The sequence below is a fragment of the Bailinhaonella thermotolerans genome, from assembly GCF_003594875.1.
Classification (GTDB): domain Bacteria; phylum Actinomycetota; class Actinomycetes; order Streptosporangiales; family Streptosporangiaceae; genus Bailinhaonella; species Bailinhaonella thermotolerans.
This window is the reverse complement of the sequence record NZ_QZEY01000002.1, coordinates 20572-44772: the sequence shown is the minus strand read 5'-3', so window position 1 is coordinate 44772 and position 24201 is coordinate 20572. Positions and strand designations below refer to the sequence as shown.

Genomic DNA, 24201 nt, shown 5'->3' with positions numbered 1-24201 from the left:
CCGGAGACCCATCAGCGTCAGGCGGGCACGCCGTCCTTGTAGGCCGCCCCGAAGTGGGCGGTCGCGGCGCGCTCGGCCTGGGCGAACCAGCCGGCGATCTCGGCCGTGCCGTGCCTCGGGAGGCGGGCGGTGGCCTCCCTGACGCGCGACAGGGACGCCTCGGCGCGGCCGCGCAGCGCGGTCAGGTCCACGCCGACGAGCCGCCCGTCGCGCTTGCGGAACCGGCCGTCCACCAGGACGGTGTCCACGTCGGCGGCGGTGGACTGGAGCACGACGGACCCGACCGGGTGGCTGGAGGGCACCAGCCCGAGCCGCGGCCGGACCACGATGAGGTCGGCCTTCTTGCCCGGTGTGAGAGAGCCGACCAGGGACCCCATCCCCAGGGTGTCGGCGCCGTTGACGGTGCCCCAGGCCAGGGCGTCGCGCGTGGTCAGGCCGATCGAGAAGGGCATGGTGCCGGTGCGGTGCACCTCGGCGTTGTCCAGGGCGCGCTGGAACTGGAGCCCGAGCCGCATCTGCGAGAACAGGTCCCCGGAGCCCACGCAGACGATGTCGGTGCTGACGGCGGGCGCGATCCCGGCCTCGGCGGCGGCGCGGAACGGCGGGAAGCCCATGCCCATCTGCATCTCCGTCTCGGGCGCGATGGTGACCTTCGCGCCGGTGCCGGCCAGCAGACGCCACTCCTGGTCGTTGAGGGCGGGGCAGTGGATGTGGACGTGGCCGGGCCGCAGCAGGCCGTGGTCGTTCAGCTCGCGCAGGCCCTTGAGCAGGATCGACGTCGTGGCGGCGGCGGTGTGGGAGGAGACGACCAGGCCGAGGTCGCCGGCCAGCCGGATCTCGGCGGCGGTGTGCGCGAACGGCACCGTGCCGAAGTCGCTGAGCAGCATGCCCATCCGGATCAGGGCGTCGTCGGAGGCCAGGCGGGCGGAGCGCAGCCGCTCGGCGTCCTTGAGCCGGTCGGCGTGGCCGGCGAAGCCGGGAGGCTGGAAGTCGTACGCCTGCATGCCGTACGCGTAGACGGCGCGGATCCCGGCCTCGGTCAGGCCGTCCACGGCGGCCTCGGCGTGGTCGGGCGTGTTCACGCAGTCGCAGCAGTCCATGATCGTGGTCACCCCGGCGTCGAGCGCCTCGACGGCGCCGACCAGGGCGGCCGTGCCGAGGTCGCCGGCCTGGAGGATGGAGCCGGTGCCGTAGAAGGTTGAGGCCAGGAACTCCGGCAGGGACATGTCGGCGGAGATCGCGCGCATGAGCGACATCCAGGTGTGCCGGTGGCTGTCGACCATGCCGGGGAGCACGAACGCGCCGGTGGCGTCGACGACCTCGGCGTCCACGCCGGCGAACTCGGCGGCGTCGCGCGCCACGGCCGCGATGCGGTCGTCCTCGATCAGGACGGCCCCGCCGGGCAGGTCGCCGAGGTCGTTGTCCATGCTGATGACGTGTCCGCCGGTCACGACGGTGCGGGCGGCGCCCATGTTGCCTCCAGGGGGTGAGTAGGGCACATGCTCTCCCCCCGCCCGGGGGCGCGGTAATACCGTTTCGCGGCCGGTGGATACCCGGGCGGGTATATCGGCACCTCAGGCGGCAAGGGCGGGGCCCGGGCGGGCGGCTATAGCGGCCCGGTGATAGCGGCGGCGGCAAGCGGTATTGGATGCGCGCCGCCGGGTGGCGGGAGGCTGGGGGCCGGAATCCTGGAGGAGTGGACATGAAGACCACGGTCATCGACGGCCGCCCGATCGACTACGACATCACCGAGCCGGCCGCGGGCGCCCCCGAGGGGCCGGCCCTGCTCCTGCTCAGCGGCTGGTGCCAGGACCACCGGCTGTTCGACCTGGTGCTGCCGCTCCTGGCGCGGGACCACCGGGTGATCCGGGCCGACTGGCGTTCGCACGGGTCGGACCGGACGCTGGAGGGGGACTTCGGCGTGGCCGAGCAGGCGTCGGACGTCATCGCGCTGCTGGACGAGCTGGGCGTGGAGCGGGTGGTGCCGGTCTCGACCTCGCACGGGGGCTGGGCCAACCTGGAGATCTGCGGCCGGCTCGGGACCGGCCGCGTGCCGCGCGCGGTGGTGATCGACTGGCTGCTGACGCGGCCCGCCCCGGAGTTCGCGGAGGGGCTGCGGCTGGGCGCCGATCCGGAGCGGTGGCGGGAGGGGCGGCAGGGGCTGTTCGACACCTGGCTCGCGATGGCCGACTGCCCGCCGGTGAAGCGTCATCTGGACGAGGAGATGGCCGGGTTCGACCCGGAGTTGTGGCGGCTGTCCTGCCGGGTGATCGCGGACGCGTACGCCACGCACGGGTCTCCGCTCGAGCGCATGCGGGAGATCGGGCCGCGGCCGATCGCGCACCTGTTCTCCCAGCCGGGGGAGGAGTCCTACCTGCGGGCGCAGGAGGAGTTCGCCGCGCGCGATCCGTGGTTCGAGCCGCATCGGCTGGGCGGCCGGACGCACTTCCCGACGCTGGAGTCGCCGGAGGCCGTGGCCGAGCGCGTCACGGCGTTCGTGGCGGCGGGCGAGCGGTGAGCGCGGTGGCCGGGGGCGGCGTGTTCGCCGGGGACGGGGTGTCCTCGTGGGACGGGGTGTTCGCCGGGGGCACGGACGAGGAACTGGACGACGCCTACAACGTGCGGCGCCGCGCCGGTGCCGAGTCGTTCGCGCGTCACATGCGCCGGTACCGGTCGGAGTCGGAGGCGGCGGTGGCCGGGCTGCCCGGGTTCCCCGGGGTGGTGTACGACGAGGTGAGCGGGGAGCGGCTGGACGTGTGGGGGGCGCGGGGCGGCGAGGCGCGCCCGGTGTTCGTCTTCCTGCACGGGGGGTACTGGCGGGCGCTGTCCCGCGAGGACTCGGCGTTCATGGCGCGGGCGCTGGACCGGGAGGGGGTGGCGACGGTCGTCCCCGACTACACGCTGGCGCCGGCGGTGACGCTGGAGGAGATCGTGCGGCAGGTGCGGGCGGCGGTGGCCTGGGTGTACCGGCGCGGAAGCCGGTTCGGGCTGGATCCGGAGCGGATCGTGGTGGGCGGCAGTTCCGCGGGCGGGCATCTGGCGGGCATGGCGATGGCGGACGGCTGGCAGGCGGGGTTCGGCGTGCCGTCGGACGTGGTCAAGGCGGGGATGCCGGTCAGTGGCCTGTTCGATCTGCGCCCGCTCACCCGGGTGTACGTCAACGAGTGGCTCGGGCTGGACCTGGAGCGGGCGGCGGCGCTCAGCCCGGGGTTGCTGCCGCGGCGGGAGTGCCCGGCCGTGGTCGCGGTGGCCGAGCACGACGGGCCGGGGTTCCTGGAGCAGTCGCGGTGGTTCGCGCGCCGCTGGGCGGGGGCGGAGCCGCTGGTGTGCGCGGGGCGTGATCACTATGACGTGGTGCTCGACCTGGCGGACGGGGAGGCGGCGATCACGCGGGCGTTGCTGGGGCTGGTGCGGTCGCTGCCGGCGGGGGGATGATCTCGGCGGCTGCGCGGCGGAGGTGGTCGAGCATGAGGTGGGCGGAGGGGGTGAGGGGGCGCTGGGCCGGGAGTGTGACGCCGACCTGGCGGCGCACGTGTTCGAGGGGGACGGGGAGCGGGGCCAGGTTCTCGTCGGTGCGGGCGACGAGCTCGGGCAGGGCGGCGATCATGTCGGTGTCGCGGAGCAGGGTGCGGACGGTGAGGATCGAGGTGCACTCGACCACGTCGGCGGGCAGCGGCAGGCCGGCGGCGTGGAAGACCTGTTCCAGTTCGCGGCGCAGGGAGGTCTGCTCCAGGGGGAGGACCCAGGGGTGGGCGAGGAGGTCGGCGAGGGTGCTCGCGGTCTCCGCCGGGTGACCGCGCCGGGCGACCAGGCGCACGGGCTCGCCGTACAGGGTGATCTGGCGCAGCCCGGGGAGGTCCTCGATGGGGTTGAGGCGGCCCAGGATCAGGTCGATCTCGCCTTCGAGCAGGCGGGGGACCTGGACGTCGAAGGTGGCTTCGCGGATCACCACGCGGACGCCGGGGCGGTCGCGTTTGAGGGCGGCGATGGCGCGGGGGAGGAGCACGTTCGAGCCGGCGAGCAGGGTGCCGACGGTGACGGTGCCGACGCGGGCGTCGGCCAGGCCCTCGATGCGTTCGCCGGCGCGGCGGAGTTCGGCGAGCACGGAGCGGGCGTGGGCGGAGAAGGCCTCGCCGAAGACCGTGGGGGCCATGCCGCGGGGGCCGCGGGTGAACAGTTCGACGCCCAGGATGCGCTCGACCTCGCGCAGGCTGCGGGTGGCGGCGGGCTGGGCGAGGTGGAGGTGTTCGGCGGCGCGGACCACGCTGCCGTGGTCGGCGATGGCGGCCACCAGGACCAGGTGCCGGAGTTTGAGGCGGCCGTTGAGGAGGTCGATCGTGCGCATTCCCCACAGGTATCACGATCCGGTCATGGCTCCGCCCGGCCGTACGTCTGAAATGTCATAGGAGGAGGAGATCGCCGTGATCGCTCTGGTTCGTGTGGGGAGCGGGGGGTGAGGGAACGTCTATGGGCGGGAGGCGACGATGGAACTGACCGTGACGCCGCGCGACGGGCTCTACGGGCCCTCCTCCGTCACCTGGCGGGTGCACACCGAGCCGATCCTGTGGGTGGCGGGCGTGCGGGCGCTCTACCTCCAGGCGCTGCATCCGCGCACGATGCGCGGCACGGCCCAGAACTCCCTGCTCATGGATCCCGAGCACGCCTGGTCGCGGTTCCAGCGCACGGTCGCGTTCGTGGGCGTGCGGACGTTCGGCACGCGGGCGCAGGTCGAGCGGGCCGCCCGGCGCGTGCGGATGATCCACGCGCGGCTGCGGGGGCTCGACCCGGACACGGGCGAGATCTACCGCCTGGACGACCCGGAGAACCTGCTGTGGGTGCACTGCGGTGAGATCGACTCCTATCTGGACGTCGCCCGCCGCGCCGGGGTGCCGCTGACCGACGCCGAGGCGGACGCGTACGTCGACGAGCAGCGCCGCTCGGCGGAGGTGGTCGGCCTGGACCCGGCGCTGGCGCCCGGGAGCGTGGCCGAGCTGGCCGCGTTCTTCGACGGGATGCGGCCGCGGCTGCACGCCTGCGCCGAGGCCAGGGAGGGGCTGCGCCGCTCGTTCAACCCGCCGCTGCCGCGCGTCCTGCTGCCGCTCAAGCTGGGCCCGCTGCCGGCGCTGGGCGCGCTCGCGTTCGCCACGCTCCCGCCGTGGGCGCGGGCCATGTACGGCACGCCGGGCAGCGCCGCGACCGACGTGGGCGCCACCGCCGCGCTGCGCGCCCTGCGGCGGGCCACGCTGCGCATCCCGGCCCGGCTGGCGTCCCCGGAGATCCGCGAGGCGCGCCGCCTCATGCGCGAGGCCGCGGCCCCGTCCCTGCCCCTGGCCTCCTGACCCCGCCGCCGCCCGCGCCGCCTGTCCCCGCCGCCCGTCCGCGCCGGTCGTGGCCGGGCCCGCCGTACGGCGTGAGCGGGGGCGGCGGGCGTCGTCCAGGGCGCGGGCGGGCCGCCGGGCGGAGGCCGTACCCCGAGGGCCGTACGCCGCGAGGGCGGCAGGCCGCGTGAGCCGTACGGCGCGTGACCGCGTGAGCCGTACGGCGGGAAGGGCGGGCCGGGAGCCGGCGGGCGCGGTGCGGCGCGGCCGGGGGGCGGGTCTGGCGGGGGCCAAGAGCGGGCAAAGGGCGGGCGGGGGAGCGGCGGTGTGGGCCGGGGCGGGTTATATGCCGCGATCGAATGTGGCGAGACACGATAGGGTCGGTGGATCCACCCACCCGATCCGGGATCACCTATGAGGGGACGGATCCGAGCATGCTTACCGCTGGAGAGGTAGTCGGCCTGATCGTCGCCGTGTTCTGGGCGATTCTGGTCAGCTTCCTTGCCTACGTGCTGGTCAAGCTCGCGCGGCTGCTGACCGAGACCACCAAGATGGTGTCGGACCTGGGCGAGCGCGCCGCCCCGCTGCTCGACGACATGACGATGACGGTGGCCGAGACCAACCGGCAGCTCGTGCAGGTCGACGCCATCGCGCACAACGTCAAGGGTGTGACGGCCACGATGGCCGGGCTGACCGGGCTGGTCTCGGCGGTGGCCACCGGCCCGCTGGTCAAGCTCGCCGCGTTCGTGCACGGAGTGCGGGAGGCCCTGGCCGGCCGCCGCGTGCCGGAGGTGCGGCGGGTGCGCGTGCGGGCGGTGCCCGAGCCGAGGATCCCGGCCGGCCGGCGCGCCATCGCCGCCGGGCCCAGGGGCGGGCGAGCTACCGGCGCCCCCCGGGGCGAGGTCCGCGGATCGGGGGGCCGGCGATGATCCGGCGCCTGTTCTACATGTCCCTGGGCGCGGCGATCGCCGTGTGGACGATGCGCAAGCTGCAGGCCCTGACGCCGGGGAGCCTGGCCCAGCGGGCCGCGGACCAGGCGGTGGGCCGGGCGAGAGACCTCCGCCTGCTCGCCGGGGACGTGCGGGCCGCGATGCGCGAGCACGAACTCGAACTCCGGGAGGCGCTACCCTCGCCTCCCACCGGAACCTCCGGATATCCCGAAAACACCGAGACTGACGTAAAGGATGGCCGCTGAGATGGAGTCGGCAGAGATCGTACGCCGCTTCCTGCGCTTCTTCGAGGAGCGCGGGCACACGGTCGTGCCCTCGGCCAACCTGATCGCCGAGGACCCGACCCTGCTTCTGGTGCCGGCGGGCATGGTGCCGTTCAAGCCCTACTTCCTCGGCCAGCAGAAGCCGCCCTACACCAAGGCCGCCAGCGCGCAGAAGTGCGTGCGCACGCCCGACATCGACGAGGTCGGCAAGACCACGCGGCACGCGACGTTCTTCCAGATGCTGGGGAACTTCTCCTTCGGGGACTACTTCAAGGAGCAGGCGATCCCCTACGGCTGGGAGCTGCTCACCAGGCCCGAGTCCGAGGGCGGGTTCGGCATCCCCGAGAGCAAGCTGTGGGTGACCGTCTACGGCGACGACGAGAAGGTCATCGACACCGAGGCGCGGGACATCTGGCACAAGAAGGTGGGCGTGCCGCTGGACCGCATCCAGCGCCGCGGCATGGTCGACAACTTCTGGTCGATGGGTGTGCCGGGGCCGTGCGGGCCGTGCTCGGAGATCTACTTCGACCGCGGTCCGGAGTACGGCCGCGAGGGCGGGCCCAACGCCGACGAGAACCGCTACATCGAGCTGTGGAACCTGGTGTTCATGCAGTACGAGCGGGGCCCGGGCCCGGGCAAGGAGGGTTACCCGATCCTCGGGGAGCTGCCGGCCAAGAACATCGACACCGGCATGGGCCTGGAGCGCCTGGCGGCGGTCCTGCAGGGCGTCGACAACATCTACGAGATCGACACGACGTACAAGATCCTGGACCGGGCGGCGGAGCTGACCCACACCCGGTACGGCCGGGACGCGCGCGCCGACGTGTCGCTGCGGGTGGTGGCCGACCACGTCCGCTCGGGCGTGATGCTGGTCAACGACGGCGTGATGCCGGGCAACGAGGGCCGCGGCTACGTGCTGCGCCGCATCCTGCGCCGGGCGATCCGCAACCTGCGCCTGCTGGGCGCGGGCGACGACCGGTACATGCACGAGCTGACCGACACGGCGATCGCGGCGCTGGGCGAGCAGTACTCCGAGCTGCGGACCGACGCGGGCCGCATCCACACGGTGATCGACGCCGAGGAGGCGTCGTTCCTGTCCACGCTGCGCACCGGCACGGCGATCTTCGACGCGGCGGCGGAGGAGACCAAGCGCAAGGGCGCGAAGACGCTGGGCGGCGACCAGGCGTTCCAGCTCCACGACACCTACGGCTTCCCCATCGACCTCACGCTGGAGATGGCGGCCGAGCAGGGCCTGTCGGTGGACGAGGAGGGCTTCCGCCGGCTGATGGCCGAGCAGCGGCAGCGCGCCAAGGCCGACGCGGCGGCGAAGAAGAGCGGCAACGCCGACATCACCGCCTACGCCGACATCCTCGGCTCGCACGGCAACTCGCTGTTCCTCGGCTATGACATGGTCTCGGCCGAGGCGTCGATCGTGGGCCTGCTGGCCGGCGGTCTCGGGCAGCCGGCGGTGGGCGAGGGCGACGTGGAGGTCGTGCTCGACCGCACCCCGTTCTACGCCGAGGGCGGTGGCCAGCTCGCCGACCAGGGCGTGATCCGCACGCACTCGGGCGCGGTGATCGAAGTCGTGGACGTCCAGTCGCCGATCACCGGGCTGGTGGTGCACAGGGGCAAGGTGCGCGACGGCGTGGTCCACGTGGGCGACCAGGTCCTGGCCGAGATCGACGTGGAGCGTCGGCGGGCGATCTCCCGTTCGCACTCGGCGACCCACCTGGTCCACGCGGGGTTCCGGCGGGCGCTGGGCGAGTCGGCCGCGCAGGCGGGCTCGGAGAACTCCCCGGGCCGGTTCCGCTTCGACTTCACCTCCCCGGGCGCGGTGCCCGCCTCGGTGCTGCGGGACGTGGAGCAGGAGGTCAACGAGGTCCTGATCCGCGACTACGAGGTGCGGGCGTCGGTGATGTCCCAGTCCGAGGCGCGGGCGATGGGCGCGCTGGCCATGTTCGGCGAGAAGTACGGCGAGGAGGTCCGGGTCGTCGAGATCGGCGACTACTCCCGTGAGCTGTGCGGTGGCACGCACGTGGCGCGGTCGGGCCAGCTCGGCCTGGTCAAGGTGCTGGGCGAGTCCTCGATCGGCGCGGGCGTGCGGCGGGTCGAGGCGCTGGTCGGCGGGGACGCGTTCCGCTTCCTGGCGCGGGAGAGCGTGCTGGTCTCGCAGATCAGCGACGCGCTGAAGGTCCGGCGCGAGGAGCTGCCCGAGCGGGTCGAGGGGATCGTCTCCCGGCTGCGCGCGGCCGAGAAGGAGCTGGAGCGGCTGCGCTCGGCGCAGGTGCTGGCGATGGCCGGCGAGCTGGCGGACAAGGCCGCCGACGTGAACGGCGTGGCCGTGGTGACGCACCGGGTCGGCGACGGGATCGGCGCCGACGACCTGCGCAAGCTCGCGCTGGACGTGCGTGGGCGCTTCCCGGCGGACCGCCCGGCCGTGGTGGTCGTGGCGGGCGTCCCCAAGGACCGCCCGGTGGTCGTCGCGGCGGTGAACGAGTCCGGAAGGTCCCGTATGCTCAAGGCCGGTGAGCTGGTCGGTGTCGCGGCCAAGGCTCTCGGCGGCGGCGGCGGCGGCAAGGACGACGTCGCCCAGGGCGGCGGCGCTCGCCCGGAGGCCATCGGAGACGCGCTTCGTGCCGTCGAGGAGGTCATCGGTCAGCGCGTGGGCGCCTGACCGGACCGGTTCGAGGACTCGAGGAGCGAGTGAGACACGGCACGAGGCTCGGCGTCGACGTAGGCAGCGTGCGGATCGGCGTGGCCCGCAGCGACCCTTCGGGGTTGCTCGCGGTGCCCGTCGAGACCGTCCCGCGCGGGCGCGGCGACGTGGACCGGATCGCGGCCATCGCGGCCGAGTACGACGCGGTCGAGGCGCTGGTGGGTTTGCCCGCCTCGCTGTCGGGCAGGGAAGGCCCGGCCGCCGCGGCCGCGCGCGAGTTCGCCGCCGCCGTGGCGGCGCGGCTCGACCCGCTGCCCGTGCGGCTGGTGGACGAACGCCTGAGCACGGTCAGTGCCGAGGCGTCACTGCGTGCCAGTGGCGTCAAGGGCAGGGACCGGCGTAAGGTCGTCGATCAAGCGGCGGCGGTCGTGCTGCTGCAGACCGCACTCGACGCGGAACGGTCGACCGGCCGTCCGCTTGGGGAGATCGTCCAGGTGACCCGATGAGCGACATGGGTCTCGGGTTCCTGCGGGATGAGGACGACGAGCCGCCCGCGCGCAGATCGCGGGGGCGGTCGGGCCGGTCCCGCGGCCGCGGCCCGCGCGGCGACGCGCGCGAGCCGTACGACCCGCCCCGCAACGGCGGGAACGGCCGCGGTGGCGGCAACGGCGGCCGGAACGGGCGGCGGGGCCGGCGGCGGCGGCGCAAACGCGGCGGGATCGCGCCGTTCATCGCGATCGTGGTGCTGCTGGCCATCCTCGGCGGCGCCGGGTACGGCGGGTACAAGTTCCTGACGACCTACGTGGTGCCGCCGGACTACGAGGGCGCGGGCACGGGTGAGGTCGCGTTCACGATCAAGCCCAAGGAGAACGCCACCCAGATCGGGCAGAACCTGGTCAAGCAGGACGTGGTGGCGAGTGTGCGGGCGTTCACGCGCGCGGTGGACCAGGCCAGCATGGGCTCGGCGCTGCAGCCGGGTGAGTACAAGCTGCGCAAGCGCATGGCGGCGGCCGAGGCGGTCAAGGCGCTCGATCCCAAGCTGCGCCAGCGCATCATGGTGACCATCCCCGAGGGCAAGCGCCTGGCCCAGGTCGTGAAGATCCTGGCCGAGCAGACCGGCAAGCCCGAGGAGGAGTTCAAGCGGGCCGCCCAGTCGCGGGCGGGGCTGGGGCTGCCGTCGTACGCCAGGCGGCTGGAGGGGTACGCCTTCCCCGACACCTACGAGATCGAGCCCAAGGAGACCCCCAAGGACATCCTGCGGGACATGGTCAAGCGGTTCGACCAGGCGGCGGAGAACCTCGACCTGGTCGAGGGGGCCAAGCGGGTGAAGCTGAAGCCCGAGCAGGTGGTCGTGGTGGCGAGCATCGTGCAGGCCGAGGCGGGCCGCAAGGAGGACATGGGCAAGATCGCCCGGGTGATCTACAACCGGCTCGCGCGGACCACGCCGCCGCAGAAGCTGGAGATGGACAGCACCGTCATGTACGCCACGGGCAAGTACGGCATCCGCGCGTCGCACAGCGACACCCAGGTGGACTCGCCGTACAACACCTACAAGTACAAGGGGCTGCCGCCGGGCGCGATCACGAATCCGGGGGAGGACGCGCTGAAGGCGGCGCTGAACCCGGCGGCGGGCAACTGGCTGTACTTCGTGACGACGGACCCCCAGCGCGGGATCACCAAGTTCACCCACGACTGGAACCAGCACCAGCGCAACATCCAGGAGCTCAACCGCAACACCCGGGGCACCCCGGGCGGCTGACCGCCGGAGCGCCGATCGCCCCCGTGCCCCGCAGGGCCGGGGGCGATCACATGTGTCCGGGACCTGCCTGTACGCTCTTATTGCGAAAGAGTTGCAACAAGGAGCAGCATGCGGATACCCAAGCTCGTGATCGGCGCCGTGGCCACCGCCCTGCTGGCCGCCGGGTGCGGCCAGGCGGCCCCGGGCGGGCGGCCCGCCCAGGCGGGCGGCGCAGGCGCCGCGTCCGGGTCGTTCACCTACGCCATCGGGGACGAGCCCGAGACGCTCAACCCGGTCCTGCAGGACGAGCACACCGACCCGGTGACCGAGCTCGTCTTCCGCGGCCTGACCCGGCACGACGCCGACAACAAGGTGGTGCCGGGCCTGGCCGAGTCCTGGCGGGTCTCCGAGGACGGCAAGTCCTACACCTTCACCCTGCGCAAGGGCCTGACCTGGCACGACGGCAAGCCGCTGACCTCGGCCGACGCCAAGTTCACGATCGAGACCGTGCGTGACGCCGGCACCGACGCGCCGCTGTCGCGCAACTTCCGCACCGTCACGGGCGTGGAGACCCCGGACGAGACGACGGTCAAGCTCACGCTGGACCGCCCGTTCGCGCCGATGCTGCACTCGCTGTCGGTCGGCCTGCTGCCCCGGCACCTGCTGGAAGGCAAGAAGGTCACCGACCCGGCCTACGGCCGGGCCCCGGTGGGCGCGGGCCCGTTCAAGCTGGTCACCTGGAAGCACGGGCAGTACGCCGAGCTGGCCGCCTTCGACGGCTACTACGAGGGCCGGCCCGGCCTCGGCAAGATCGTCATCAAGTACGTCCCGGACGACACCGCCCGGCTCGTGCAGCTCACCGGCGGCGAGGTGGACGGCGCCAACATCGCCCCGCAGCAGGCCGCCAAGGTCAAGGGCCTGGCGAACCTGCGCACCGAGGTCTACCCGACCGCCGACTACCGGGCCCTCATGCTCAACTTCAAGTTCCCCGTCTTCGGCGACAAGAAGCTGCGCCAGGCGCTCAACCACGCCGTGGACCGCGACGCCATCGTCAAGAGCGTCGTCCTGGGGTACGGCAAGCCCGCCTCGGGCCCCCTCGACGAGAGCCCCTACGCCGCCGCCACGCCGTACACCTTCGACCCGGCCAAGGTGACCTCGCTGATGACCGAGGCCGGCTACGCGAAGGACGCGAACGGGATCTGGGCCAAGGACGGCAAGCCGGTCCGGTTCGAGCTGAGCACCTTCGCCGAGGAGTCGCTGCGCGTGGCCATCCTCAACGTGGCCGCCACCCAGCTCAAGGCGCAGGGCTTCGACGTGGTGCCGATGCCCAGGCCGCGCGACCAGGTCCGCAAGAACTGGGCCGGGCAGCAGTCGTTCGTGGTCGGCTGGGGCACGCCGTACGACCCGGACTCCTCGGTCTACGGGCCGTTCCACTCCTCCGAGGCGCTGAGCAAGGGCGGGTCCAACTTCGGGGAGTACGCCAACCCCGAGGTGGACAAGGCCCTGGAGGAGGCCCGCTCCACCATGGACGAGGGCAAGCGGCGCGCGGCCTACGAGCGGTTCCAGAAGGCGCTGGCCGACGACCCGCCGTTCGTGTGGATCGCCTACCTGCAGACCCTCAACGTGGTCCCGGCCGACATGACCGGCCCGCAGCGGCGCACGCTCGGCCACCACGGGTACGGCTTCTTCTGGAACGCCGAGAAGTGGCGCCGGAACGCCTCGTGACCACCGGCCCGCTGAGCGCCGCGAGGCCGTCGTGAGGTTCCTCGCGGTCAGGGCGGCGACGTCGCTGCTGGTCGTCGCCGCCCTGTCGGTCCTGTGCTTCGGCCTGGTGAGCCTGGCGCCGGGCGACCCGGCGGCCGAGATCCTGGAGGCCCGCAACGGCGGCCGCCCGGTCCCGGCCGCCGCGGTCGCCGCGCTGCGCGCCGAGATGGGCCTGGACGACCCCCTGCCCGCGCGGTACGCCCGCTGGGCCGGGGACGCGCTGCGCGGCGACTTCGGCGTCTCCTACCTCACCGGCCGCCCGGTCAGCGAGACGCTGGCCGACACGGTGCCGTGGACGCTGCTGCTCACCGGGGCGGCCACCGTGCTGAGCGTGCTCGGGGCGGTCGCGGTGGGCCTGGTGGCGGCGCTCACGCGGCGGGCCTGGCTGCGGCGGGGCATCGAGACGGCGATGTTCGTCCTCGGGGGCATGCCCGGCTTCGTCAGCGCCCTGCTGCTGCTCTACCTGTTCGCCGCCGTGTGGCGGGTCCTGCCCTCCGGCGGGCTGGGCCGCCCCGGCGAGCCGCTCACGCCCGGCGTCGTCCTGACGTACCTGGCGCTGCCGGCGCTGGCGCTGACCTTCGGGCACCACTTCGGCACGTACGTCCGGCTGATCCAGTCCGGCGTGGGCCGGCTGCGGGACGCCCCGCACGTGGAGAACGCCCGCGTGCGCGGCCTGTCCCGCTGGACCGTGACCACGCGCCACCTGCTGCGGCCCGGCCTGGTGCCGTTCACCGCCCGCCTGGGCGTGGGCGTCGGCGGGCTCATCGCGGGCGCCTACGCCACCGAGGTGATCTTCTCCTGGCCCGGCGTCGGCCGGCAGGCCATCGAGGCCGCCCGCTCCCACGACTACCCCGTCCTGGTCGCGGTCGTGCTCGTGACCGGCGTGGTCGTTGTGCTGGCCAACCTCCTGGGCGAGCTGGCCGTCGCCCGCCTCGACCCCCGGATCCGCAGGAGTCCCCGTGGCTGAAGCCGTCCGCCCGCGCGGCCTCCTGGCCGTACGGCTGGCGCCGCGCCGTCCCGCCATCGCCGCCGCGGCGCTCGTGCTCGCGGTGATGGGGCTGGCGGCCGTGGCGGCGCCGCTGCTCACGCCGTACGACCCGATCGCCACCGACACGGCGGCCACGGCGCTGCCGCCCGGCTCGCCCGGGCACCCGCTGGGCACCGACCTGCTCGGGCGGGACCTGCTGGCCGGGCTGCTGTACGGCGGGCGCACCTCGCTGCTGGTGGGGCTGGCCGCCGCCGCGATGACCGTGGTGCTCGGCACGCTGCTGGGCGCGGCGGCCGCCGCCGGGCCGCGCTGGCTGGACTCGCTGATCGCGCGGGCCGCCGACATGCTGCTGTCGCTGCCGATGCTGATCGTGACGCTGGCGCTGGCCGCCGTGGCCGGGCCATCGCTCGCCACGGTGATCGTGGCCGTGGCGGTCACGAGCTGGATGCCGGTGGCCCTGATCGCCCGGGCCGAGCTGCGCAGCCAGCGCGAGCGCCTGTACATCCGCGCCGCGTACGGCCTGGGGCTCAGCGGCGCCCAGGTGTTCCGGCGCCATCTGCTGCCGGGGGCGCTGCCGCCGGTGGCCTCGATCGCCGCGTTCGAGGTCGGGCACGCCGTACTGACCGAGTCCACGCTGAGCTTCCTGGGCCTGGGCATCCCGCCCAACCGGCCGAGCTGGGGCAACCTGCTCACCGAGACCAAGGCGCACCTGCTCACCGGCGAGTGGTACACCGTCGCCTACCCGGCCGCCGCGATCGTGATCGTCATCATCGCCGTCAACGTCCTGGCCAACGCCGTGGCGCCCGCCGACGGGCGGGCCTGGTGAGGCGGGCGGGGCGGCGCGGAGCGAGGGGAGCCGGGCGATGAGCCGCAGGGGGGAGGCCGCGGGCGGCGGCCTGTCGGTGCGCGGGCTGGCGATCGAGGCCGGCGGGCGGCGCGTGATCGACGGGCTGGACCTGGAGCTGGCGCCGGGGAGGGTGCTGGCGCTGGCCGGCCCGAGCGGGAGCGGCAAGAGCCTGACCGCGCGGGCGATCGCCGGGCTGCGGCGCGACGGGGTGCGCGTGTCGGGGGAGATCCGGCCCGGGCCCGGCCGCCAGATCGGGTTCGTGTTCCAGGAGGCCGCCGCCAGCCTCAACCCGACCGTGACGATCGGGCGGCACCTGGCCGAGACCGTGGCCGCCCACGGGGGCGGCGACGCGCGCGCGCTCGGGGTGGCGGCGCTGGAGCGGGCCGGGCTGCCCGACCCGGGGCGGCTGTGGGACGCCTACCCCTTCGAGCTGTCCGGCGGGCAGGCGCAGCGCGTGGCGCTCGCGCTGGCCACGGTGCTCGACCCGCGGGTCCTGGTGGCCGACGAGATCACCACCGCGCTGGACCCGGTCACCCAGGCCGAGGTGCTGGACGCGGTGCGCGCCCAGGCCGCCGAGTCCGGCCGGGCGGTCCTGCTCATCACCCACGACCTGGCGGTGGCCGGGCGCTGGGCCGACGAGCTGGCGGTGCTGCGCGACGGCCGCGTCGCCGAGCACGGGCCGGCGGCCGAGGTCCTCGCCGCCCCCGCCGACCCGCTGACCCGCGCCCTCGTCGAGGCCGCCGCCCTCGGAGCCCCCGCCGCTCCTGCGGAGCCGGGCCGTACGGCGGGGCCGGGCCGTACGGCGGGGCCGGGCCGTACGGCGGCGGGCGCTGGGACCGGCGGGGCGCCGCTGGCGGCCGAGGGGGTGCGGCGGGTGCTGCGCGGGCGCGGCCGGACCACGGTGGCGCTGGACGGCGTGGACCTGGCGGTGGCCCCCGGCGAGGCCGTCGCGATCGTGGGCCGCAGCGGGTCCGGCAAGTCCACCCTGGTCGGGGCGCTCGCGGCGCTGGACCGGCCGGAGGCCGGGCGGGTGCTCTTCGACGGGCGCGACGTGTGGGCCGGCCGCGAGCGGGACCGGCGGGCGGCGCGGCGCGCGATGGGGCTGGTGTTCCAGGACGCGCTGGCCTCCTTCGACCCCCGCTACGACGTGCGGCGCGTGATCGGGGAGGCGGGCGGGGACCCGTCGCTGCTGGCCCGGGTCGGGCTGGACCCGGCGATGGCCGGGCGCAGGCCGGCGACCCTGTCCGGCGGCGAGCGCCAGCGGGTCGCGCTCGCCCGGGCCCTGGCCGGCGGCCCCCGCGCGCTGCTCGCCGACGAGCCCACGAGCGGGCTGGACGTGCTGGTGCAGGAGCGCATCCTGCGCCTGCTGGCGGACCTGCGGCGCGAGGAGGGCGCGAGCCTGGTGTTCGTCACCCACGACCTGCGGGTGGCCCGGCGCGTGGCCGACCGGGTGGTGGTGCTCCAGGACGGCCTGGTCGCCGAGGACCTGACCGACCTGTCCGCGGCCGCCCACCCGGCCACCCGGGCCCTCCTCGACGCCACCCCCGCCCTCCCCGGCGAGCTGCCCCAGCCCGCCCTGTGAGCGGGACCGGGGCGCGCGGGGGCCCCGGCCGCGGCCACGGGGGCGCGGCGGCCGGGGCGGGGCCACGGAGGCGCGGCCGGGGCTAGGTGTGCGAGGGCCAGGGGAGGCCGGGGGAGGGGGCCATCTCGTGGTCGTCCTCGATGACGCGCGGGAGGATGTCGGCCAGCACGCGCAGCAGGGTCTCCTCCAGGAAGACGTGGACCTGGCGGCGGGTGAGCCGGCCGCGGACCAGCCATTCGCGTGAGGCCGCCTCGGCCATCCCGCCGAACCCCCGCAGCAGCGCGCGCACCTCCGGGTGCTCGCGGGCGTACGGCCCCAGGCCGACGACCTGCACGATGTGGTCCACCACGCGGTCGCGGGCGGCGTCCACGACCTCCTCCAGCTCCGGGTCGCGCCCCATGCCGTCGGCCCCGACCGCCGCCAGCCACGTCTCCCGGTTGCGTTCGAGCAGTTCGAGCCAGCCCTCGATGCTCTGGCAGGCCCGCTCGCGCACGCTCGCCCCCGGGACGTACTCCGGCACGGGCACCGGGGGCACGGCCAGCATCTCGGTGACGGCGGCGAGGTAGAGATCGCGCTTGGTGCCGAAATAGTGGTTGAGCAGGGCCCGGCTGACCCCGGCCGCCGCGGCGATCTCGGTGGTGGACACCTCGCTGTAGGGGCGCTCGCGGAACAACGTCCGGGCCCGCGCGAGGATCTGCCGCCGGCGGTCGCCGGGATCCATCCGTTCCACACCCATGATTCTCCTCCCGTCGCCGCCTGGGCACCCCTTGCTGACAGTACGCCAACGGCTATTGGCGGGCCGCCAATAACGTGTTACGAATCTCGGCAGACACTCACGTCTGGGAGGCGAGATGGGTGAGAGGACGCGCAGGGACGTCCTGCGCATGGCGGCGGCCGGAGCGGCCGCGTCCACGGGCGTCCTCGGGGGAACGGCGCCGGCCCTGGCCGGCCGGAAGACGGCGGCGAGGACCGCCGGGCGGCGGGTGGCCGTGCTCGGCGGCGGCGTCGCGGGCCTGTCGGCGGCGCACGAGCTGGCCGAGCGCGGGTTCGACGTCACGGTGTACGAGCGCAAGGCGCTGGGCGGCAAGGCGCGCAGCGTCCCGGTCCCGGGCAGCGGCCGGGCCGGCCGCCCGGAACTGCCGGGCGAGCACGGGTTCCGGTTCTTCCCCGGCTTCTACTTCGACCTCACCGACACGATGCGGCGCACGCCGTACCCCGGGAACGAGCAGGGCTGCTGGGGCAACCTCACCCGCGCCACGTCGTACCTGATGTCCCGCCGGGGCCGCCCGGACCTGACGGCGCCCTTCCCGTTCCCGCTGCCGCCGGACCCGCCGATCTACACCCCGGGCACGCTGGTCAACACCATCACCAGCGGGGTGCAGACGCTGCTGCGGCTGCCGCTCCACGAGGCCGCGTTCTTCGCCCAGAAGGTCCTGGTGTACTTCACGAGCTGCGACGAGCGGCGGCTGGGCCAGTGGGAGAACCTCACCTGGGCCGACTTCATCCGCTCGGACCGGTTCTCGGCCGAGTACGACAGGCTGCTGGCCGACGGGCAGATCCGCAACCTGGCCGCCACCAAGTCCAAGGACGCCAGCACCCACTCCATCGCCCTGGTCGGCGAGGCCACCGCCTGGAGCATCCTGGGCATCGGCAACGAGCCCGGCGGCTCGGTGGACCGCGTCCTGTCCGGCTCCACCGGCGAGATGTGGCTCGACCCCTGGATCGCCCACCTGGGCCGGCAGGGCGTCCGCTTCCAGGTCGGCTGGACCGTGGACGGCCTCACCGTCGGCGGCGGCGGGATCACCGGCGCCACCGCCCGCGACGGGCGCGGGGCGGCCCAGCGGATCGAGGCCGACTGGTACGTCGCCGCCCTGCCCTGCGAGCGCGCCGCCAGGCTGATGACCCCGGCCGTCCTGGAAGCCGACCCGGCGCTGGCCGGCATCGCCCGCCTGCGCCAGGACTGGATGAACGGCCTGATGTTCTACCTGCGCGAGGAGGTCCCCCTCACCCCCGGCCACGTCAACTTCGTGGACTCCGGCTGGGCGATCACCTCGATCAGCCAGGCCCAGTTCTGGGCCCGGGACCTTCGGTCGTACGGCGACGGCGCGGTCGCCGACTGCCTGTCCACGATCATCTCCGACTGGTTCACGCCGGGGGACTTCAACCGCAAGAGGGCCCGCGACTGCACCCCCGCCGAGATCGCCGAGGAGGCCTGGGAGCAGATCAAGGCCCACCTCAACGACGGCGGCCGGACCGTCCTCACCGACGCCATGCTGCACTCGTGGTTCCTGGACCCGGCCATCACCGGCCCGGGCACCCCCGGCGTGGCCAACGACGAGCCGCTGTTCATCCAGAACCCCGGCTCCTGGAAGGACCGCCCCGAGTCCCGCACCGCGATCCCGAACCTGTTCCTGGCCGGGGACTGGGTCCGCACGCCCATCAACGTGACCACGATGGAGGGCGCCTGCCAGGGCGGGCGGCAGGCGGTGAACGCGCTGCTGGACGCGGCCGGATCCACCGCCGGGCGGTGCCCGGTCCACCGGCTCCACCGCTCGCCGCTGTTCGAGGCGGCCAAGCGCGACGACCGCCTCCGCTACCGGCTCGGGCTGCCCAACGCCTTCGACGTCCTGGACACGCGGTGGCCGTGACCGGCCCGCGCGTGGCGATCATCGGGGCGGGGTTCGGCGGCCTGTGCACGGCCATCCGGCTCAAGGCCGCCGGCCTCGGATCGTTCACGGTCTACGAGAAGGCCCCCGACGTCGGCGGCACCTGGCTCGCCACCACCTACCCCGGCCTGAGCTGCGACGTCCCGTCCTACCTGTACTCCTACTCCTTCGCGCCCACCACGAGCTGGACCCGCCGCTACCCCGGGCAGCCGGAGATCCTGGCCTACCTGCGGCGCTGCGCCCAGGCGTACGGCCTGCGCCCGCACCTGCGGCTGAACACCGAGGTCACCCGGGCCCGCTTCGCGGAGGACCGCGGCGTGTGGCGGCTGACCCTGCGGGACGCGGCCGGGGACCTCGCCGAGACCGAGGCCGACGTGGTCGTGTGCGCGCAGGGGCAGCTCAACCGGCCCAGGACGCCCGACCTGCCGGGCCTTGAGACGTTCGCCGGCACCTGGTTCCACTCGGCGCGCTGGCGGCACGACCACGACCTGACCGGGCGGCGCGTCGCCGTGATCGGCAACGGGTCCACCGCCGTCCAGTTCGTGCCGCGCGTCGCGCCGCTGGCCGCGACGCTGCACACCTTCCAGCGCACACCGTCCTGGATCGTGCCCAGGACCGACTTCCCCTACCCGGCCTGGGCCCGCCGCCTGCTGCGCGCCCTGCCCCCCGCTGCGGGCGGCGTACCGCGCCTGGCTGTTCTGGCGCCAGGAACTGCTGTTCGCGCCCATCCGCGGCGGCCTCCCCGGCCGGATCGCCGAGCGCGCCTGGGCCGGCCGCCTGCTGCGAAGGCAGGTGCCCGACCCCGCGCTGCGGCGGGCCCTGACGCCGGACTACCCGATCGGCTGCAAGCGCGTGGTCATGGCCGGCGACTACTACCCGGCGCTCACCCGGGACAACGTCGAGGTCGTCACCGCCCCCATCGAGCGCGTCACCCCCACCGGCATCCGGACGGCGGACGGGCGGCACCGCGCCGTGGACACCCTCATCCTCGCCACCGGGTTCCGCGCCACCGAGTTCCTGGCCCCCCTGCGCGTCACCGGCCGCGGCGGGCGCGAGCCGGCCGAGGACTGGGCCTGCGGCGCGCACGCCTACCTGGGCATGATGGTGCCCGGCTACCCGAACCTGTTCCTGATGTACGGCCCCAACACCAACCTCGGCCACAACTCGATCGTGCTGATGCTGGAGCACCAGGCCGGGCACATCCTGCGCTGCCTGCGCGCCCTGGCTCGGCTGCGGCTGGCGTGGATCGACGTGCGGCCCGGGGAGGCCGCCCGCTACGACGCCATGCTCCGCGCCGCCCTGGCCCGCACCGTCCGGGAGGGCCCCTGCACGAGCTGGTACAAGACGGCCGCGGGCAGGGTCACCAACAACTGGCCCCGCACCACCCTGGCCTACCGCCGCCTCACCCGCCGCCCCCGCCTGTCCGCCTACGAGGCCCGCCCGTCCCCTCCCGCCACCCCGAGCCCGCGGCCGCCCGCGAGTGAACGGCCCGCGCCGGCCCGCGCCGGCCGGCCCGGCTCCCGCGCCTCCCCGGGCGGGTGGCGGTGAGGCCACGGGGATGTGCGAGGGGCTCCGGGCGGGCGGGATGATGGGGGCATGACCGTCACCCGCCGCGCCGCCGTACTCGGGTCGCCCATCGCCCACTCCCTGTCGCCCGTGCTCCACCGGGCGGCCTATGCCGGGATGGGGCTGGACGGGTGGTCCTACGAGGCGATCGAGTGCGACGAGGAGCGGCTGCCCGCGCTGCTGGACTCCCTCGACGGGTCCTGGGCCGGGCTCTCGCTGACCATGCCCCTCAAACGGGCGGTCCTGCCGCTGCTCGACAGCGTGTCCGACCTGGCCGTCCAGGTCGGCGGGGCCAACACCGTGATCTTCGAGGGCGGCCGGCGGCGCGGGGAGAACACCGACGTGCACGGCATCGTGCGCGCGCTGGAGGAGGCCGGCGTGACCGCGCCCTCCTCGGCGGTGGTCCTGGGCGGCGGCGCCACCGCCTGCTCGGCCCTGGCCGCGCTGCGCGAGATGGGCCTGTCCCGGGCCGTCGTCGCCGTGCGCGACCTCGCCCGCGCCGGCGAGGCCCGCGCCGCCGCCGACCGCCTGGGGGTCCGGATCGAGGTCCGGACCCTGGACGAGACCGCCTTCGACGCCGACCTGGTCGTCTCCACGGTCCCGGCCGGCGCCGCCGACGCCCACGCGGTCCCGGTCGCGGCCGCCGCCAAGGCCGTGTTCGACGTGGTCTACGCCCCCTGGCCCACCCCCCTGGCCATGGCCGTGGCCGAGCGCGGCGGCGTCGTCGTCGGCGGCTTCCCCATGCTGCTGCACCAGGCCGTCCGCCAGGTCGAGCTCATGACCGGCCGCGCCGACGTCCCCGTCGAGGCCATGCGCCGCGCCGGCCAGGCCCGCCTCGCCGCCACCTGACCCGCCCCCGCCCGCCGTACGGCCTGAGCCCCGCGCGCCCGGTCCGCCCGCGCGAGCCGCCCGCGCAGCCCGGCCCGCCCGTGCGCCGGGGCCGCCCGCGCGAGCACGTACGGCAGGGGCGGGCGGGACCCCGGGGGCCCGGGAGACGGCCGGGCGGGACGGCCCGGGGAGGTGAGGGGACACGGGCGGGCGCGGGGGTTCGGCGGTGGCGCGGAGTGGTGGTAGGCTTGCTGCCTGATCGGTTCGGTGCGTTCGCGTGCCGCCGATACGCAAGCGGAGTCCGTCTCCCACCTGATCGGCCGCGAGGTCGACGGGTCAAGGATCACCCGGAATACGGCGTGATGCCAGGGCGTTGACATCTGGATGCGAAGCATCGGCCGCCCGGCCGGTGCGTGAAGACATCCGGGGTCGCGCGGCATCGGCAGCCGCGTTCCACGTGAGGCCGCCACGGCGGCCAGGTGGCCCCGCATGCGTATGCGGGGTCTTTTCGCGTTCCGGACCCCGAACCCGATCAGCCCAGCGACGAATGCTTGGCCCCTAGGAGGTCCCATCAGCGCCGAGCCCCGCATCAACGATCGCATTCGCGTGCCCGAGGTCCGCCTCGTCGGCCCGAATGGCGAGCAGGTCGGCATCGTCCCCATCGGCGATGCTCTGAAGTTGGCCCAGGAGGCCGACCTCGACCTGGTGGAGGTCGCCGCGACTGCGCGGCCGCCGGTGTGCAAGCTCATGGACTACGGCAAGTTCAAGTACGAGTCGGCCATGAAGGCACGCGAGGCGCGCCGCAACCAGGCGCACACGGTCATCAAGGAGATCAAGCTCCGGCCGAAGATCGACCCGCACGACTACGAGACCAAGAAGGGTCACGTCGTCCGGTTCCTCAAGGCCGGGGACAAGGTCAAGGTGACCATCATGTTCCGCGGACGCGAGCAGTCCCGGCCCGAGCTGGGCTTCCGGCTGCTCCAGCGCCTCGCGGAGGACGTCAAGGAGCTCGGGTTCGTCGAATCGGCGCCCAAGCAGGACGGCCGTAACATGATCATGGTCATCGGGCCGCACAAGAAGAAGAGCGAGGCCAAGGCCGAGAAGGCGGCGGCGCGGGGTCCCCGCGAAGCGGCCGAGCCCGAGGCCGGCGACCAGGGCTGAGCGCAGTCGCGCCGCGGGGCGCGACCGCCTACGGGCCCGAGCGCGGCTCGCGACGAGGAGGCCGGGGCCGCCCGAGCGGCCTCGGCAGGTGAGTATGCCTCCGTGCGTCACTTCTGACGCCGGGGACGACAGGACGAGGGAGACACGGCGACCATGCCGAAGAACAAGACGCACAGCGGTGCCAAGAAGCGGTTCCGGATCTCCGGATCCGGCAAGGTGATTCGCCTCCGCGCCAACCGGCAGCACCTGTTCGAGCACAAGCCGACCAAGCGGACCCGGCGGCTCGACGGAACGGCCGTGCTCTCCGCCGCCGACACCAAGAAGATCAAGAAGCTGCTCGCCAAGTAACACCACCACCCCGGGGAGATCTGAGAAATGGCACGCGTGAAGAGGGCCGTCAACGCCCAGAAGAAGCGCAGGACCGTCCTGGAGCGGGCGAGCGGCTACCGTGGCCAGCGTTCGCGGCTGTACCGCAAGGCCAAGGAGCAGATGCTCCACTCGATGACGTACGCCTACCGCGACCGCAAGGACCGCAAGGGCGCCTTCCGTCGTCTGTGGATCCAGCGCATCAACGCCGCGGCGCGCGCGAACGGCATCACCTACAACCGCTTCATCCAGGGCCTGAAGGCCGCCGGCATCGAGGTGGACCGCAAGATCCTCGCGGACCTCGCGGTCAACGACGCCGGCGCGTTCACGGCGCTGGTCGAGGCCGCCAAGAAGGCGCTGCCGGCCGACGTCAACGCCGCCGGCTCCGCCGCCTGACGGCCGAAGTTCCCACCGCCCGAGGCGTCCGAACACCCCAGTTCGGGCGCCTCGGCGCTTTTCCCGGCCGGGCCCGGACCCCCGGAGCGGCCCGCCGCGTCCCGGCCGTTCCCCGCCGTTCTCGGCCGCATCCCGCCGTTCTCGGCCGCATCCCCGCCGTTCCCGTCGTCCCACTGGAGAAGACAACCCGATGGCCGGTTCCGAGCTGACCAACCTCCGCTCGCCGCGCGTCAAGGCCGCGCGGCGGCTCACCAAGCGCGCCTTCCGCGAGCGCGACCGGCTGTTCCTGGCCGAGGGCCCCCAGGCCGTCCGCGAGGCGCTGGCCCGCGGCGACGTGGTCACCGAGCTGTTCGTGACCGGCGACGCCGAGGTCCGGCACGCCGAACTGCTCGACGCCGCCCGCGACTCCGGCGTGCCGGTCCTGCGCGCCAGCGGCGAGGTCATGTCCGAGCTGGCCCAGACGGTCACCCCGCAGGGCGTGCTCGCCGTCTGCCGCTTCCTGACCTCCCGCCTGGACGAGGTCCGCGACCCGCGCCTGGTGGCCGTCCTCGCCCACGTGCGCGACCCCGGGAACGCCGGCACCGTCCTGCGCACCGCCGACGCCGCAGGCGCCGACGCGGTCGTGTTCACCGACGCCTCCGTGGACGCCTACAACGGCAAGTGCGTGCGCGCCTCGGCCGGGAGCCTGTTCCACCTGCCCGTCGTCACCGGGCTGTCCGCGGCGGACGCCGTACGGACCCTCAAGGACGCCGGGCTGCGGATCCTGGCGGCCGACGGCACCGGCAAGACGAGCCTGGACGAGGCGCCGCTCGCCGAGCCCACCGCGTGGATCTTCGGGAACGAGGCGTGGGGGCTGCCGGAGGACCTTCTGCGACTCGCCGACGACGTCGTGCGGGTGCCGATTTACGGACAGGCCGAGAGCCTCAATCTCGCCACGGCCGCAGCGGTCTGTCTGTACGCTTCTGCCCGTTCCCATAGGGGTTTGTGAGGCTGCCCGTCCGCACCGAATACCCGCTACAGTCGGCGGTGACGGTTGTCACGGCCGAACGGGAAACCGCGCCCGGCCGCGACGTTCGAGGAGGCGGTCGTGGGCGGCGAGCACCCCCGCGGCG

22 protein-coding genes and 1 pseudogene are annotated in these 24201 nt (G+C 74.3%); 20 read left to right on the top strand and 3 right to left on the bottom strand.

The features are described 5' to 3' along the window. Window positions 1-17: 17 nt before the first annotated feature. Window positions 18-1472 (bottom strand): amidohydrolase family protein, encoded by a 1455-nt coding sequence (locus tag D5H75_RS05435; protein WP_119925270.1) that lies wholly within the window; start codon window positions 1470-1472, stop codon window positions 18-20. A gap of 230 nt (window positions 1473-1702) precedes the next feature. Here D5H75_RS05435 and D5H75_RS05430 point away from each other — a divergent pair, with 230 nt between their 5' ends. Beyond that, the gene (locus tag D5H75_RS05430) at window positions 1703-2518 is read left to right on the top strand and encodes an alpha/beta fold hydrolase (RefSeq protein WP_119925269.1); all 816 of its coding nucleotides are present in this window, start codon (window positions 1703-1705) and stop codon (window positions 2516-2518) included. Continuing rightward, window positions 2515-3435 carry an alpha/beta hydrolase gene (locus D5H75_RS05425; protein WP_242454001.1) on the top strand — a complete coding sequence of 307 codons (921 nt, stop codon included), beginning with the start codon at window positions 2515-2517 and terminating at the stop codon, window positions 3433-3435. Before D5H75_RS05430 ends, D5H75_RS05425 begins: the two co-directional genes overlap by 4 nt. Here the strand turns inward: D5H75_RS05425 and D5H75_RS05420 are convergent. Then, complete coding sequence (locus D5H75_RS05420) at window positions 3386-4345, bottom strand: LysR substrate-binding domain-containing protein (RefSeq protein WP_119925268.1); 960 nt, start codon at window positions 4343-4345, stop codon at window positions 3386-3388. The two genes, D5H75_RS05425 and D5H75_RS05420, sit on opposite strands and share 50 nt — an antisense overlap. 139 nt (window positions 4346-4484) lie before the next feature. Here D5H75_RS05420 and D5H75_RS05415 point away from each other — a divergent pair, with 139 nt between their 5' ends. From D5H75_RS05415 to D5H75_RS05370, 10 genes are all read left to right on the top strand, one after another. Next, window positions 4485-5339 (top strand): oxygenase MpaB family protein, encoded by an 855-nt coding sequence (locus tag D5H75_RS05415; RefSeq protein WP_119925267.1) that lies wholly within the window; start codon window positions 4485-4487, stop codon window positions 5337-5339. A 413-nt stretch (window positions 5340-5752) separates the two neighbouring features. Further along, window positions 5753-6247, top strand: a complete 495-nt coding sequence (locus tag D5H75_RS05410) for a DUF948 domain-containing protein (RefSeq protein ID WP_119925266.1) — start codon at window positions 5753-5755, stop codon at window positions 6245-6247. Then, on the top strand, window positions 6244-6513 hold the full coding sequence (locus D5H75_RS05405) for a hypothetical protein (protein ID WP_119925265.1): 270 nt from the start codon (window positions 6244-6246) through the stop codon (window positions 6511-6513). The genes D5H75_RS05410 and D5H75_RS05405 overlap by 4 nt, the downstream gene beginning before the upstream one ends. Before the next feature lies 1 nt (window position 6514). Beyond that, window positions 6515-9205 (top strand): alanine--tRNA ligase, encoded by a 2691-nt coding sequence (gene alaS, locus D5H75_RS05400; protein WP_119925264.1) that lies wholly within the window; start codon window positions 6515-6517, stop codon window positions 9203-9205. Between the two features lie 29 nt (window positions 9206-9234). Beyond that, window positions 9235-9693: a Holliday junction resolvase RuvX gene (gene ruvX / locus D5H75_RS05395; protein WP_119925263.1), complete on the top strand. Its 459-nt coding sequence runs from the start codon at window positions 9235-9237 to the stop codon at window positions 9691-9693. Continuing rightward, entirely contained in the window at window positions 9690-10946 is a 1257-nt protein-coding gene (mltG, locus tag D5H75_RS05390) for an endolytic transglycosylase MltG (RefSeq protein ID WP_147425068.1), read from the top strand. The genes ruvX and mltG overlap by 4 nt, the downstream gene beginning before the upstream one ends. A gap of 108 nt (window positions 10947-11054) precedes the next feature. Further along, window positions 11055-12650 carry an ABC transporter substrate-binding protein gene (locus D5H75_RS05385; RefSeq protein WP_119925261.1) on the top strand — a complete coding sequence of 532 codons (1596 nt, stop codon included), beginning with the start codon at window positions 11055-11057 and terminating at the stop codon, window positions 12648-12650. A gap of 31 nt (window positions 12651-12681) precedes the next feature. Further along, window positions 12682-13656, top strand: a complete 975-nt coding sequence (locus D5H75_RS05380; RefSeq protein WP_242454000.1) for an ABC transporter permease — start codon at window positions 12682-12684, stop codon at window positions 13654-13656. Next, on the top strand, window positions 13649-14503 hold the full coding sequence (locus D5H75_RS05375; RefSeq protein WP_340137749.1) for an ABC transporter permease: 855 nt from the start codon (window positions 13649-13651) through the stop codon (window positions 14501-14503). The genes D5H75_RS05380 and D5H75_RS05375 overlap by 8 nt, the downstream gene beginning before the upstream one ends. A 37-nt stretch (window positions 14504-14540) precedes the next feature. Next, a complete protein-coding gene (locus D5H75_RS05370; RefSeq protein WP_119925260.1) occupies window positions 14541-16106 on the top strand; it encodes an ABC transporter ATP-binding protein in 1566 nt (521 codons plus the stop codon). 82 nt (window positions 16107-16188) lie between these two features. On the opposite strand, the gene D5H75_RS05365 is transcribed toward D5H75_RS05370, so the two are convergent. Then, complete coding sequence (locus tag D5H75_RS05365) at window positions 16189-16842, bottom strand: TetR/AcrR family transcriptional regulator (RefSeq protein WP_119925259.1); 654 nt, start codon at window positions 16840-16842, stop codon at window positions 16189-16191. 115 nt (window positions 16843-16957) lie between these two features. Here D5H75_RS05365 and D5H75_RS05360 point away from each other — a divergent pair, with 115 nt between their 5' ends. The 8 genes and pseudogenes from D5H75_RS05360 (at window position 16958) to D5H75_RS05330 (ending at window position 24077) form a co-directional block, all read left to right on the top strand. Continuing rightward, the gene (locus D5H75_RS05360; protein WP_202637858.1) at window positions 16958-18754 is read left to right on the top strand and encodes a hydroxysqualene dehydroxylase; all 1797 of its coding nucleotides are present in this window, start codon (window positions 16958-16960) and stop codon (window positions 18752-18754) included. Next, a pseudogene (locus D5H75_RS42705) lies at window positions 18745-19341 on the top strand (flavin-containing monooxygenase); the annotation flags it as partial. The gene D5H75_RS05360 and the pseudogene D5H75_RS42705, both read left to right, overlap by 10 nt. 223 nt (window positions 19342-19564) lie before the next feature. Further along, window positions 19565-20320, top strand: a complete 756-nt coding sequence (locus D5H75_RS42700; protein WP_242453999.1) for a flavin-containing monooxygenase — start codon at window positions 19565-19567, stop codon at window positions 20318-20320. Between the two features lie 48 nt (window positions 20321-20368). Further along, entirely contained in the window at window positions 20369-21187 is an 819-nt protein-coding gene (locus D5H75_RS05350; RefSeq protein WP_119925258.1) for a shikimate dehydrogenase, read from the top strand. Window positions 21188-21697: 510 nt separating this feature from the next. Then, the gene (gene infC / locus D5H75_RS05345; RefSeq protein ID WP_119925879.1) at window positions 21698-22327 is read left to right on the top strand and encodes a translation initiation factor IF-3; all 630 of its coding nucleotides are present in this window, start codon (window positions 21698-21700) and stop codon (window positions 22325-22327) included. 153 nt (window positions 22328-22480) lie between these two features. Continuing rightward, complete coding sequence (gene rpmI, locus D5H75_RS05340) at window positions 22481-22675, top strand: 50S ribosomal protein L35 (protein WP_119925257.1); 195 nt, start codon at window positions 22481-22483, stop codon at window positions 22673-22675. Window positions 22676-22702: 27 nt separating this feature from the next. Then, the gene (gene rplT, locus D5H75_RS05335) at window positions 22703-23089 is read left to right on the top strand and encodes a 50S ribosomal protein L20 (protein ID WP_119925256.1); all 387 of its coding nucleotides are present in this window, start codon (window positions 22703-22705) and stop codon (window positions 23087-23089) included. A 190-nt stretch (window positions 23090-23279) separates the two neighbouring features. Next, window positions 23280-24077 carry a TrmH family RNA methyltransferase gene (locus tag D5H75_RS05330; protein ID WP_119925255.1) on the top strand — a complete coding sequence of 266 codons (798 nt, stop codon included), beginning with the start codon at window positions 23280-23282 and terminating at the stop codon, window positions 24075-24077. The last annotated feature ends 124 nt before the right edge of the window (window positions 24078-24201 follow it).

What these genes read in the sequence shown, in the direction of transcription:
- D5H75_RS05435 (WP_119925270.1), bottom strand. Translation starts at nt 1,472, where the DNA reads ATGGGCGCCGCCCGCACCGTCGTGACCGGCGGACACGTCATCAGCATG.
- D5H75_RS05430 (WP_119925269.1), top strand. Translation starts at nt 1,703, where the DNA reads ATGAAGACCACGGTCATCGACGGCCGCCCGATCGACTACGACATCACC.
- D5H75_RS05420 (WP_119925268.1), bottom strand. Translation starts at nt 4,345, where the DNA reads ATGCGCACGATCGACCTCCTCAACGGCCGCCTCAAACTCCGGCACCTG.
- D5H75_RS05415 (WP_119925267.1), top strand. Translation starts at nt 4,485, where the DNA reads ATGGAACTGACCGTGACGCCGCGCGACGGGCTCTACGGGCCCTCCTCC.
- D5H75_RS05410 (WP_119925266.1), top strand. Translation starts at nt 5,753, where the DNA reads ATGCTTACCGCTGGAGAGGTAGTCGGCCTGATCGTCGCCGTGTTCTGG.
- D5H75_RS05405 (WP_119925265.1), top strand. Translation starts at nt 6,244, where the DNA reads ATGATCCGGCGCCTGTTCTACATGTCCCTGGGCGCGGCGATCGCCGTG.
- alaS (WP_119925264.1), top strand. Translation starts at nt 6,515, where the DNA reads ATGGAGTCGGCAGAGATCGTACGCCGCTTCCTGCGCTTCTTCGAGGAG.
- mltG (WP_147425068.1), top strand. Translation starts at nt 9,690, where the DNA reads ATGAGCGACATGGGTCTCGGGTTCCTGCGGGATGAGGACGACGAGCCG.
- D5H75_RS05385 (WP_119925261.1), top strand. Translation starts at nt 11,055, where the DNA reads ATGCGGATACCCAAGCTCGTGATCGGCGCCGTGGCCACCGCCCTGCTG.
- D5H75_RS05370 (WP_119925260.1), top strand. Translation starts at nt 14,541, where the DNA reads ATGAGCCGCAGGGGGGAGGCCGCGGGCGGCGGCCTGTCGGTGCGCGGG.
- D5H75_RS05365 (WP_119925259.1), bottom strand. Translation starts at nt 16,842, where the DNA reads ATGGGTGTGGAACGGATGGATCCCGGCGACCGCCGGCGGCAGATCCTC.
- D5H75_RS05360 (WP_202637858.1), top strand. Translation starts at nt 16,958, where the DNA reads ATGGGTGAGAGGACGCGCAGGGACGTCCTGCGCATGGCGGCGGCCGGA.
- D5H75_RS05350 (WP_119925258.1), top strand. Translation starts at nt 20,369, where the DNA reads ATGACCGTCACCCGCCGCGCCGCCGTACTCGGGTCGCCCATCGCCCAC.
- rpmI (WP_119925257.1), top strand. Translation starts at nt 22,481, where the DNA reads ATGCCGAAGAACAAGACGCACAGCGGTGCCAAGAAGCGGTTCCGGATC.
- rplT (WP_119925256.1), top strand. Translation starts at nt 22,703, where the DNA reads ATGGCACGCGTGAAGAGGGCCGTCAACGCCCAGAAGAAGCGCAGGACC.
- D5H75_RS05330 (WP_119925255.1), top strand. Translation starts at nt 23,280, where the DNA reads ATGGCCGGTTCCGAGCTGACCAACCTCCGCTCGCCGCGCGTCAAGGCC.